The organism is Faecalibacter bovis (assembly GCF_017948305.1).
Classification (GTDB): Bacteria; Bacteroidota; Bacteroidia; order Flavobacteriales; family Weeksellaceae; genus Empedobacter; species Empedobacter bovis.
In genome coordinates this window covers 1,400,755-1,413,317 of record NZ_CP072842.1, presented here as the reverse complement: position 1 = coordinate 1,413,317, position 12,563 = coordinate 1,400,755, and the positions used below count along the sequence as shown (strand labels likewise).

Sequence of the window (12,563 nt, the reverse complement as noted above, 5' to 3'; positions counted from 1 at the left end):
GGTAATTTGTTTAAACAATTAAAATGCGCTATAAACAACATCTAATAGCTTAGCAAAAGATGTATCTACCGCATACAAAAATATAGCTAACAAAACTGTAGCTATTGCAACAATTAATGTATCTTGTTGTAGTTTAGAGAATGTTGGCCATGTTACATTGTCTTTAAACTCCACATAAGATTCTTTAATGTAATTTACGATTTTCATATCGTTGTGAAATTAGCACGGGCACAAGGATTCGAACCCTGATCAACGGTTTTGGAGACCGCTATTCTACCATTGAACTATGCCCGTAGAATAAAAAGAGTGGTAGTCTTTGGAAGACTACCACGTCTTCTGATTATATTTTAAAACTATAATTAGTCTAAGATTTCAGTTACCTGACCAGCACCAACTGTACGTCCACCTTCACGGATTGCGAAACGTAAACCTTCGTTTAATGCGATTGGTTGTAATAATTCAACTGTAATAGTTAAGTTATCTCCTGGTAATACCATCTCAACACCTTCTGGTAAAGAGATTTCTCCTGTTACGTCAGTTGTACGTACGTAGAACTGTGGACGGTAACGGTTGTGGAATGGAGTGTGACGACCACCTTCTTCTTTAGTTAAGATATAAACCTCAGCTTTGAATTTTTTGTGTGGAGTTACAGATCCAGCTTTAGCGATAACCATACCACGACGGATAGATTCTTTATCAATACCTCTTAATAAGATACCAACGTTATCACCAGCTTCACCACGATCTAAGATTTTACGGAACATCTCAACCCCAGTTACAGTAGAAGTTAATTTTTCTTCTCCCATACCTACGATATCAACACCATCACCTGTATTAATAACCCCAGCTTCGATACGTCCTGTAGCAACAGTACCACGACCTGTAATTGAGAATACATCTTCGATTGGCATTAAGAATGGTTTGTCAGAGTCACGAACTGGCTCTTCAATCCACTCATCAACAGAGTTCATTAAGTTTAATACAGTTTCAACCCACTGAGGCTCACCGTTTAAAGCTCCTAAAGCAGATCCTTGGATAACTGGAGTGTTATCTCCGTCATACTCGTAAGAAGATAATAAATCTCTTACTTCCATATCAACTAACTCTAATAACTCAGCATCGTCAACCATATCAACTTTGTTTAAGAAAACAACGATACGAGGAACGTTTACCTGGCGACATAATAAGATGTGCTCACGAGTTTGAGGCATTGGACCATCAGTAGCAGCAACTACTAAGATACCACCATCCATTTGAGCAGCTCCTGTAACCATGTTCTTTACGTAATCCGCGTGACCTGGACAGTCAACGTGAGCGTAGTGACGGTTAGCAGTTTCATATTCTACGTGAGACGTGTTAATTGTAATACCACGCTCTTTCTCCTCTGGAGCATTATCGATTTGATCGAAAGCTTTTGCTTCTGAATAACCAGCATCAGCTAATACTTTAGTAATCGCTGCAGTCAAAGTTGTTTTACCGTGGTCAACGTGACCAATAGTACCAATATTTAAGTGCGGCTTATTACGGTTGAAAGTTTCCTTTGCCATTTTACTTTTTTATTAATTTCTATTGTTATACTTAAAATAAATATTATATCTAAAATGATATTTAAACATCAGGCTTTAGATAAAGTATTTCACTTTGAAGAGCTCATGATAAAATTCATTTACCTGCAAGCGCTCAACTTTGTATAAAAAGTTGAGCGGGAAACGGGACTCGAACCCGCAACATTCAGCTTGGAAGGCTGACGCTCTACCAATTGAGCTATTCCCGCATACTTCATTTAAAGCTTTGCAAATTTAATCATTAATTTAAATCTACAAAACCTTTTTAGATTAAAATTAAGTTAATGTGGGGAGAGCAGGATTCGAACCTGCGAAGGTTACCCAACGGATTTACAGTCCGTCCTCGTTGGCCGCTTGAGTATCTCCCCAGTTTTATTACTTAATTTTTAATTACCGAGCCGATAGAGGGATTCGAACCCACGACCTGCTGATTACAAATCAGCTGCTCTGGCCAACTGAGCTATATCGGCAATTATCTGTTATTTCAAAAGAACAGTCCATTAAACTAGACGTTGTGTTTCTTTGTTTAACGGACTGCAAATTTACGCTGATTTTTGAATAAACCAAATTTATCGTAAAATAATTTAGATTTTTTTTTGAATCTTATTATCTATCGCTAACCTTTTCTTTTTTACGAACAATTAGCTTTTTTAATGTATCTACCGATAAATCAATACATTCCTCAAATGATTGACCACATTTCTTCACGACAATATCATCACCTGGTACTTCTAAAATAATATCAACACATTTATCATTTTTATCTGATGTGTTCTCCACTTTCATGGTTACATGTGCAGAAATAATCTTATCTGATAAGGTTTCTAACTTTGATAATTTCTTTCCTAAATACTCTTCTAAACCTGGTTTAAAATCGAAGCCTACTGCTTGTACATTAATTGTCATAGTTACTCTTTTTTTTGCTCACGTGGATGAGCTTGATTAAACACTTTTTTAAGATTCTCTATGCTCCCATGTGTATAAACCTGAGTCGACGACAAACTTGAATGCCCTAATAAATCTTTTACAGCATTCAGATCCGCACCGGAATCTAACATATGAGTTGCAAAAGAGTGCCTCAACATATGAGGACTTTTTTTATGTTTTACACTTATTAAACTAAGATAGTATTTTACTTTGGAATAAACAAGAGTGTCGTACAATGGTTTATCCTTTAATGTAACAAATAAATAGGGTGTAGAAGTTAAATTAAACTTTATTTTTTCTTGTTTGAAGATTTCAATCTCTTGTAATAAGTATTTAGATATAGGAACTAAACGCTCTTTATTCCTCTTACCTAAGACTTTGATAGATAATTGAATTGGATCTATATCTGACTCTTTCAAATTAATTAATTCTGCGCGTCGAATTCCTGTTTGATATAATAAATCTATCATTAAACGATCACGAACTCCATCAAAATCTTTTGTAAAATATTCTTCTGTATCCAACAAAGTACCTATTTCTTGCTCAGTAAAAGGAACAACAACTTCCTTTTTACGCTTCATCGAATGCACTTGCTCTATCGGATTGATAATTAATACTTTTTCTTTAATTAAATATTTATAAAAACTGCGAAGTGTGCTAAGTTTTCTATTGATTGTTTTTTCAGATTTATCCAACTGAGATAAATACATTACAAATGATCGTATATGCGTTTTTTTCGCAAGATGAATTTGTTCACTTTGCTCTTCTTGCGCATAAAATGTAGTAAAATCCTGTAAATCTTTTTGATAGCTCGTTATTGTAAGAGAAGAATAGTTCTTTTCGAGCGCTAAGTAATCTAAGAATCGTTGAGTATAAACCATAAAAAAACCTATTTATCAAAGATAAAACTTTAACAAATAGGTTTACAGAAAATCTGAGGATTTCCTATTTTATTTTGAAAACAATTAAGCTTCTTCGTTAGCTAATAAAGATTGTTTGTAGATAGCTCTACTCATCTTAATTCTATTTGTAACAGAAGGCTTTGTAAATTGCTGACGTGCTCTTAATTGACGTACAACACCTGTTTTATCAAATTTTCTTTTGTATTTTTTAAGAGCTCTTTCAATTGACTCTCCGTCTTTTACTGGTATAATCAACATAATTTTATCTATTTCTTTTTAAGATTGCAAATATACAACTCTTTAATAATTAAACAAATCCTTTTTAATTAATCTTTTAAAATATTTCGTCCAATTACTAATTTTTGGATTTCAGTAGTTCCCTCACCAATTGTACATAACTTAGAATCACGGTAGAATTTCTCTACTGGGAAATCTTTTGTATATCCGTATCCTCCAAATACTTGTACAGCATCATTCGCTACTTTAACACACACTTCTGATGCGTAATATTTCGCCATAGCACCTTCTGTTGCCATTGGTAAATGATTATTTTTAAGGTAAGATGCTTTTCTGATTAATAATTCAGATGCTTCAATTTCTGTAGCCATTTCAGCTAATTTGAAGTTAACAGCTTGGAAATTCGCAATTGCTTGACCAAATTGGTGACGCTCTTGCGCATACTTTAATGCTGCTTTATATGCACCTTTAGCGATACCTAATGATAATGCCGCAATTGAAATACGTCCTCCGTCTAAGATTTTAAGCGCTTGTTTAAACCCTTCTCCTACTTCACCTAAACGATTTGCATCAGAAACACGAACATTATCAAAGATTAACTCTGCTGTTTCTGAAGCACGCATTCCTAATTTATTTTCTTTTTTACCTGAAGTAAAACCTGGCGTACCTTTCTCAATTACAAAAGCAGTTGCATTATTTTTTGCACCTTTCTCTCCTGTACGAGTCATAACAACAGCAATATCTCCTGAAATTGCGTGTGTAATAAAGTTTTTTGCACCATTAATTACCCATTCGTCCCCATCTTTTACAGCAGTTGTAGACATACCTCCTGCATCTGATCCTGTATTATGCTCAGTTAATCCCCAAGCTCCAATCCATTCAGCAGTTGCTAATTTTGGTAACCATCTTTGTTTTTGTTCTTCGTTTCCGAAAGTCAAAATATGATTTGTACATAATGAATTATGCGCTGCAACAGAAAGACCAATAGATGGATCTACTTGAGAAATTTCATCTACAATAGTAACATATTCATCATAAGATAATCCACTTCCTCCATATTCCTCAGGTACAACGATTCCCATGAATCCCATTTTACCTAATTCTTTAAAGCATTCAACTGGAAAAGTTTGAGCTTCGTCCCACTCCATAATATTTGGACGAATGTATTGTTCTGCAAATTCTCTTGCAGATTGTGCTATTAATTTTAAATTTTCGTTTTCTAAATAATCCATTCTTTTGTTTGGTTTGAATAGTACCAAATTTAACAAAATATAATCAACTGCAAAATTAACAGATTATGTAAAATTTTCATCACAATATATTAGAGTTATTTTTAATGAGTTAAAATAACTGACTATCAACGCATTGAATATAATAATCATTTTAAATCTAAACAATGTTAAGTATCATTTATGTTTATGATTTATGACATTTTAATTCGGATGTTTTTATCCGAGATTTGAATCATAATAATTTTACTAAAAATACACAACATGAAAAAATATTTAATCTTAGCGACATTATTGGGATCAGTAGCAACATTTGCACAAAATGCTGGTGAATTACATATGAGAGTTAGAGCTACTGGAGTTGTTCCGATGGAAGATGCTACGATAGGTGCGATTGGTGGAAATGTATCTGTTACAAATAATTTAATTCCAGAAGTTGATTTTACTTATTACTTCACTAAAAATGTAGCAGCTGAATTAATTTTAGGAACATCAAAACATGAAGTTGTTGCTACAAATACAACTTTAGGAAACGTAGATTTAGGACGAGTTATGTTGTTACCTCCAACTTTAAATTTACAATACCACTTCTACCCTACTCAAAAATTAAAACCTTATGTTGGTTTAAGTGCTAATTATACAGTTTTCTACAACGAAGGACAAGGTAAAGGACGTAATGCAGCTGTAACTGATGTTGCTTATGATAACGCCTTTGGATATGGATTTCAATTTGGATTAGATTACAAAATCACTGATAAAATGTATTGGAACGTAGATGTAAAGAAATTATACTTAAATACTGATGTTACAGTAGCAACAGCTTTAGATGTAACAGTACCTGCGGATGTAGATTTAAATCCATGGTTAATTAGTACAGGTATTGGATTTAAATTATTCTAAAAAGAATTCCATTTTTATTTCTAAATATATATAACAAAAAAAGAGAACTTTCAATTCTGGAGTTCTCTTTTTATTTTTTAAAGTTTCTATTATATTCTTCGATTGAAACAAAATCTGGTTCGATGTGTACCAATACATCTTGTACTTGAGGAATAGATTCCATTACACGATCTTTTATTAAATGGCTTATTGCATGACCTTCTGCTACCGTAAGATTACCACCAACAACTGCATGCATATCTACAAAATAAACCATTCCTGATTTTCGAATTACACATTTCTCAACCGCTTTAACGCCAGGAACTTTTCGTGCAATCACTTTTATATCTTCATTTTCTTGACCGTAAAGATCTTCATCCATCATTTCACCTAAAGCTGGTCTCAAAATCTTATAAGCGTTATAAATGATCAATCCAGAAGCTAACAAGGCTGTAATATCATCTGCAATTTCCCATCCTTCGCCCATCACCAAAGAAACAGAAATACCAACAAAAGCCATCAAAGAGGTAATTGCATCCGAACGATGATGCCAAGCATCTGCTTTTAAAGCTGAACTATTCGTTTCTCTACTTTTTTTCATCACATACTGAAATGAAATTTCTTTGAAAAGAATAATTCCACCAAGGATTAGTAAAGTAAAATGTTTCGGACTTTCGTGAGGTGTAAAAATATTATTAAAACTCTCATAAGCTATAACACAAGCAGCTATAATCAGGGAAAGAACAACTAAGAAAGTAATTAAAGCCTCCGCTTTTCCATGTCCGTAGGGATGATTATCGTCCGCTGGACGAGAAGAGTATTTTAACCCTAAAAAAACTAAAATTGAAGAAAATACATCCGTTGTAGATTCAATTCCATCTGCTATCAATGCGTATGAATTACCGAAATAGCCTCCTAAAAATTTTATAGCAGCTAAAGAAGCATTTCCCAGAATACTAAATATAGATGCGTTTATAGCTTTTTCAGAATTTTTACTCATTATCAAAAAAAATAGCCCTACAAATGTAGGGCTACAAATATACGTAATTATTTCGCTAAGAATGGGTATCGATAATCTTTTGCAGGTACTAAAGTTTCCTTAACAGTACGAACAGAAACCCAACGTAATAAGTTCATTGCTGAACCTGCTTTGTCATTAGTTCCTGATGCACGAGCACCACCAAATGGTTGTTGTCCTACAACAGCACCAGTTGGTTTATCATTAATATAGAAGTTACCAGCCGCATTTTCTAATGCTTTGTAAGCAATTTCAACAGCTGAACGTTCTTGTGCGAAGATAGATCCTGTTAATGCATAAGCTGATGTTTCGTCAACTAATTTTAAAGTTTCTTCGAATTTATTTTCATCGTAAACGTAGATTGATAAAACTGGTCCAAAAATCTCATCTGTCATCGATTCGTAAGTTGGATTTGTAGTAACGATCACTGTTGGATCAATAAAATAACCAACTGAATCATCGTATGTACCACCAGCTATAACTTCAGCTTCAGAAGATTCTTTTGCTCTTTCAATAAATCCAGTGATTTTTTTGAATGAATAAGCATCGATAACTGCAGTTACAAAATTCGTTGGATCTTCTGGAGTTCCTACTTTAATTGTAGCTAACATTTCTTTCATTTGTTTCTCAACTTCAGGCCAAATGTTTGAAGGGATGTAAGCACGAGATGCAGCAGAACATTTTTGTCCTTGGTACTCGAATGCTCCACGAACTAAACCTACAGCTACTTCAGTTGGACAAGCAGATTTGTGAGCTACCACGAAATCTTTACCTCCTGTTTCACCTACTACGCGTGGATATGTTTTGTGAATATCTACATTATTTCCGATTTGTTTCCATAAATGTTTGAAAACATGTGTTGATCCTGTAAAGTGTAATCCTGCAAAATCTGGATGAGAAATACACGTATTAGCAGTTTCTGCTGGATCTGCTAAAACCATATTAATTACACCGTCTGGTAAACCAGCTTTTTTGAAGATTTCCATTGTTACTTGTGCAGAATAAACTTGTTTATCTGATGGTTTCCAAACCACAACATTCCCCATTAAAGCCATACAAGATGGTAAATTTCCTGCGATTGCAGTAAAATTGAAAGGTGTAATTGCGAAAGTAAAACCTTCTAATGGACGGTATTCTACTTTATTCCAAACTCCAGGAGAAGAAATTGGTTGATCTGCATAAATTTCAGTCATGAATTTCACGTTGAAACGTAAAAAGTCAATTAACTCACATGCTGCATCAATCTCTGCTTGCATCGCATTCTTTGATTGACCAATCATTGTTGCTGCATTTAATTTTGCACGGTAAGGACCAGCAATTAAATCAGCCGCTTTTAAGAAAATTGCTGCACGATCTTCCCAAGCCATCTTTGCCCAAGATGATCTAGCTGCTAAAGCTGTATCAATAGCTTTTTGTACATCAGCCTGAGTTCCTTCGTGGTAGTAACCTACAACTTTTTGGTGATCATGTGGTGGACGAATTTCTTTCTTTACTCCACTATAAATCTCTTCAGAACCGATGTATTGAGGCACTTCAATAACCTCATTATACATTTGTTTGTATGTTTCTAATAATTGTGCTCTTTCTGGTGTTCCAGGTGCATACGATTTTACCTCTTCATTAACAACAGAAGGAATTTGAGCAAATGATTTAGCCATTTTTAATACTAATTATGGGTTTGTTTGTATTATTATTTGATGTATCAAAATTAGTAAAAATAAATGGATTACATTTGATACTTTAATGTTAATGTATAATTATACGTTTAAGCGATGAAGTACATCTTTTATTTAATTCCTATACTATTAATTTTTAGTTGTTCGATGGATAATAAAGCTTATCATCTACGAATGGAATCGTTGCAGAAAACAGAAAACAAATATCAATTAACTGTTTCGACTGAAGTTAATTTAGATGAAATTAAAAATAAACATCAATTTAATCATCAAGAATTTATTGGTTCATTAAAAAATCGTGATTTTAAAGATAAAAGCATTATTATAGTTGGAAATTTTGATACTAAAAATCAAAAAATCATAGATAAAAGATTTTATTATACGGTTGATTTAATGATTACCAATCGTGATGAACAACTTGATTTAACCAATCAATTAACAGAAAAAGATACAATTTCTGGTTTTTTACAACTTTCATATGATATGGGGAGAACATATCCCACAAAAAATATTGATTTACCAGCTAGAATATTTATTGAAGCTTCTAAATAAAAAAAGTCCTCGTTCGAGGACTTTTTTATTTTATCATATTTTAAAGATTAACATAAGTATCAAAATATTTACAATTTGATTTTACTTCTTTGTAAACTTTTGTATTTACCAAAGACTTTAATTGATTAAAATACGTTCGATGATTTTTAACTTTATAAGCGATAAATTTTGGTTCGTCATAAGGAACATACCAACTATCATCCGTTAAATAATTGCTTGCATAAGTATAAAATTTTCCTTGATCAGCTTTTGCAGCAGTAAACAAAATCTGTGCTTTCAATTCAGGATCTTTCACTTTTGCTAACGCTGCTTTGGCATAATCTAAACTCAAATCAAAATTATTAATGTACTGCGCATTCATCGTATAATTTTTATAATAGTTTACAAAAATCAAATTCCCAGCTTTGTTTTCGTCTTTAGCTTCAATAAAATTATGGAATTTTGGACCATTCCAATTGTTTCTATCAAACGAAAGTAATTCTCTAAAATATCCTAAAGAAGTCGTATTATAATAGAAATTCGCCAATAAATAATTTGCCTTCACTCCTTTTTCATCATTCTTTTTAGCCAAATCTGATAACTGAATTAATATATCAGTTAACTGAAGTTTATTCATTTCTTTCGGAATAAAATTAAATTCGTTCACATAAGGTTTGGCAATCACTTGAATTTCTGAACAAGTAAAACATTCTATTCTATTGTAGCCAAAAACTCCGTTCGAAATATGACTGTACCAGTTATATGGATTTGTATCTTCATCCGAATAATATCCTACTTCTTCAAAGTTAAAATCTTGTGGCAACTTCTTGAATTCAGCTTTCGCTAAATCAAATTTTCTTTCTTTTAGATATAATGTTCCTTTATAATTCGCAATAAAATCAGCCAATTTAAATTTAGATTTCTGATAAGTTGATTGATACGTTGTTGAATTATATTGAAAGAAATTAATATTAGAAACTAAATATTGTTCAAAACTATTTTTGTTTGATTTTTTATCAAATTCATCAATAGAATTTAATAAATCCCAATTAACATTCGATGCAAGATCATAAATTGTGTTATGCAACAAGAATGCTTTTGCTTTATCGCCTTGTAAAAAATAACGATTGGCTAAAATATCTTTCGCAACGTCTTTAAATCTATCTTTTAATATTTGTTCGTCTGTAAAAATTTTTTCACCGTATTCATATTCGGCTGGATAAATCAATTCTGACATTAATATATCACCATATTTTGTCATAATTGTACGTTCAAAAGCGGGTGTAATTTTATCTTGCTGATTCAAATCAATCAACATTTCAATCATTTTTTTGTGTAAAACAAAATCAGATTGTTTACTATTAACTTTTGATAAATACGAATTTGCTTCTTTAAAATTTTTATTAAAAGTTGATAAATAAGCCACCGAAAGATTCCAAAAATCTTTTTCGTTTGTTTTATTCGCTTGTTCTTTTCCTAAAGAAATGGCTTCCAAAATAAAATTCGCAGGTAAATCAGATCCATAATCATATTGTGATAAAGCGGGTAATTTCATTGGTTTGATATTAGATTCGTTCCAATTACTACCGTTTGCATATTGATTTAAATAATGTCTTTCTACCAAATTAATTGCACGCGCATATAAAACCTTCGCTTGTTCAGCATTAGCATCTAACTTTAAAATTTGACGCATGGCAGCCAACGGATTATTAAAATCTTTATAACCAATTAGTAAATATAAATCGAGCTTTTCTTGATTGGTTTTCGCATTATTCAACAATTGTTCATAATCCAAATCTTGAGTCACTTTCATCGAATTGAAAGCACTTTCTTTTCGGTTTTTAGTATGAGAAAAAACTTCGAAAAAATCATAATTTGCTTGTATAAAATTACCAACCGCTCGTTCGGCTCCAGCTTTCTGATCCAAAGCATAATAATACATCACCGATTTCTGATTTAACGGCACAACGTATTTATTAAACAAATTAATAGCCTCGATGTATTGATTAGAATAATGCGCAAATCGAACCATTTGATACGCATAACGCATTTTTAAAGCAGGATCTGATTCCGCTTTATAACTACGTTCCAAAACATTCATCACTTTTAAATTGTCTAATTGCGATGCATTTTTTCCACTACGATCAACGTAACTCCACGAATCACCAGTATCAATATAATTGTGATTCATGTAAGGTTCTAAATATTTCGCGTACGATAAATATAAAAGTGATTGTTTGTGTTTTTTGATAAAATCTGCATTCGCAAACTTTAATTTAGAATCAGAAGTTTTACCTGATTTCACTAATTGATCAATCGAAGATTTAGTTGTTTTATAAACTAAATAATAAGCGTCATCATAATCGATTCCTAAATATTTTGACCAATCTTCAATTTTTTCATCCTTAATATTAACATCTGATGTGTCGTAAAAAGGACTATCCATTATCATTAAAAATGGCTGATATTCTGGTGAGTGAACAATGGACTGGTTAAATAAATTATAATAAGTATAATCTTCACTATAATCTGCGCATGCAAATCCTTGAAGATTAAATCCAAAAACTGCTGCTAGAGTTATCAATACTTTTTTCATTACTTTAGGTTATTAAGGTTATAGTTTTGAGTAAATTTTTCGTCTAAATGATAAAAAATTATGCGGTAATCATCTTTCAATTTTGAATCCAAAAATGACTTTGTTTCTATTAAAACATCTTCTGAAATGGTTTCTACTTTAATTTTGAAACCTTTACTTAAATAAAATTTTTCCAGAAAGAAATCATCTGTTACCTCATATATTCCGTTTCCTTTGTTGATAACAGGTTTACCAATTAAATCATCTTCCGAAAAAGAATTAATCAATTTTATTTTCCCCAGATGATTAGTTACAATCGCCCACGAATAAATGGGTAAAGCAACATCTAGTTGGATTGGATAATCATTTAAATTTTGCAAATAATCTTTAGCTAAATCTAAATCTAAAATCGAATTTTTATCCTGCACTTCACTTGGATTTTCTGTTGCGTAACACATTAAAACCATTTTATCTAAAGGCGGAACTCCTTCTCTTTCTTTAAATTTTACTTGATGTAATCGTAAAGTTGCTGAAAGTTTTTTATTGGAAATCTTCTTTAATTCTTCTAAAAATAAAAAATAATTGGCTTTGGTTGATTTTGTCCAATCGCAATCAATTTGAATTTCTGAAAAAGATTTTAATTCACTTGATAAAGCAATTTCATTAATCAACTTATTTACATTAGATGCTAATTTTTTAACTTCATCAGATGATAATCCTTGGAAAGTTCGATTTGTGATAAAAACAGTAGGAATATAATTAACAGCTAATTCTGAAGATTTGAAATTCTTTATTGTTCCGATCGGATTTGGATTATTTTCTTTCTTATCCACATCAAAAAATCGGATATAAATGTTCTCGACTTCTAAATTTTGAACAAGATTTTTTTCCGTTTCATTAACGCTAAAATTTGATCGCCAGTAATAAAAATCAATCGGATGATTTCTATCTTTAGAACAACTAAAAAGAAATAATGATAGTAAAAAGGTATAGATTGGATTTTTCATGATATAAATTTAAAATA

12 protein-coding genes and 4 tRNA genes are annotated in these 12,563 nt (G+C 31.8%); 2 read left to right on the top strand and 14 right to left on the bottom strand.

All coding sequences use genetic code 11. The annotated features are described in order from the left end of the window. Positions 1-18: 18 nt before the first annotated feature. The 10 genes from secE to J9309_RS06735 form a co-directional block, all read right to left on the bottom strand. Positions 19-207, bottom strand: coding sequence for a preprotein translocase subunit SecE (gene secE / locus J9309_RS06780; RefSeq protein ID WP_230477823.1), 189 nt, complete (start codon positions 205-207; stop codon positions 19-21). A gap of 16 nt (positions 208-223) precedes the next feature. Then, positions 224-294, bottom strand: a tRNA-Trp gene (locus tag J9309_RS06775). A gap of 65 nt (positions 295-359) precedes the next feature. Further along, a complete protein-coding gene (tuf, locus tag J9309_RS06770; protein WP_230477822.1) occupies positions 360-1,547 on the bottom strand; it encodes an elongation factor Tu in 1,188 nt (395 codons plus the stop codon). Positions 1,548-1,701: 154 nt separating this feature from the next. Further along, a tRNA-Gly gene (locus J9309_RS06765) sits at positions 1,702-1,774 on the bottom strand. Between the two features lie 78 nt (positions 1,775-1,852). Continuing rightward, positions 1,853-1,933: transfer RNA gene (locus J9309_RS06760), tRNA-Tyr, on the bottom strand. Between the two features lie 28 nt (positions 1,934-1,961). Beyond that, a tRNA-Thr gene (locus tag J9309_RS06755) sits at positions 1,962-2,035 on the bottom strand. A 136-nt stretch (positions 2,036-2,171) separates the two neighbouring features. Then, positions 2,172-2,471, bottom strand: a complete 300-nt coding sequence (gene hpf / locus J9309_RS06750; RefSeq protein ID WP_230477821.1) for a ribosome hibernation-promoting factor, HPF/YfiA family — start codon at positions 2,469-2,471, stop codon at positions 2,172-2,174. Positions 2,472-2,473: 2 nt separating this feature from the next. Continuing rightward, on the bottom strand, positions 2,474-3,373 hold the full coding sequence (locus J9309_RS06745; protein WP_230477820.1) for a tyrosine-type recombinase/integrase: 900 nt from the start codon (positions 3,371-3,373) through the stop codon (positions 2,474-2,476). 84 nt (positions 3,374-3,457) lie between these two features. After that, positions 3,458-3,652 (bottom strand): 30S ribosomal protein S21, encoded by a 195-nt coding sequence (rpsU, locus tag J9309_RS06740; protein ID WP_230477819.1) that lies wholly within the window; start codon positions 3,650-3,652, stop codon positions 3,458-3,460. A gap of 68 nt (positions 3,653-3,720) precedes the next feature. Next, a complete protein-coding gene (locus tag J9309_RS06735; protein ID WP_230477818.1) occupies positions 3,721-4,863 on the bottom strand; it encodes an acyl-CoA dehydrogenase family protein in 1,143 nt (380 codons plus the stop codon). 261 nt (positions 4,864-5,124) lie between these two features. Between J9309_RS06735 and J9309_RS06730 the strand changes: the two genes are divergently transcribed. Continuing rightward, a complete protein-coding gene (locus tag J9309_RS06730; RefSeq protein ID WP_230477817.1) occupies positions 5,125-5,760 on the top strand; it encodes an OmpW/AlkL family protein in 636 nt (211 codons plus the stop codon). A 70-nt stretch (positions 5,761-5,830) separates the two neighbouring features. On the opposite strand, the gene J9309_RS06725 is transcribed toward J9309_RS06730, so the two are convergent. Together J9309_RS06725 and pruA are read right to left on the bottom strand one after the other, a co-directional pair. After that, positions 5,831-6,739 (bottom strand): cation diffusion facilitator family transporter, encoded by a 909-nt coding sequence (locus J9309_RS06725; RefSeq protein ID WP_230477816.1) that lies wholly within the window; start codon positions 6,737-6,739, stop codon positions 5,831-5,833. 47 nt (positions 6,740-6,786) lie between these two features. Further along, entirely contained in the window at positions 6,787-8,415 is a 1,629-nt protein-coding gene (pruA, locus tag J9309_RS06720) for an L-glutamate gamma-semialdehyde dehydrogenase (protein WP_230477815.1), read from the bottom strand. 114 nt (positions 8,416-8,529) lie between these two features. On the opposite strand from pruA, the gene J9309_RS06715 reads away from it, so the two are divergent. Further along, positions 8,530-8,985, top strand: coding sequence for a hypothetical protein (locus J9309_RS06715; protein ID WP_230477814.1), 456 nt, complete (start codon positions 8,530-8,532; stop codon positions 8,983-8,985). Between the two features lie 40 nt (positions 8,986-9,025). Here J9309_RS06715 and J9309_RS06710 read toward each other — a convergent pair whose 3' ends face one another. Both J9309_RS06710 and J9309_RS06705 read right to left on the bottom strand, forming a co-directional pair. Next, a complete protein-coding gene (locus J9309_RS06710; protein ID WP_230477813.1) occupies positions 9,026-11,560 on the bottom strand; it encodes a hypothetical protein in 2,535 nt (844 codons plus the stop codon). Then, entirely contained in the window at positions 11,560-12,546 is a 987-nt protein-coding gene (locus J9309_RS06705; protein WP_230477812.1) for a hypothetical protein, read from the bottom strand. Before J9309_RS06705 ends, J9309_RS06710 begins: the two co-directional genes overlap by 1 nt. Between the last annotated feature and the right edge of the window lie 17 nt (positions 12,547-12,563).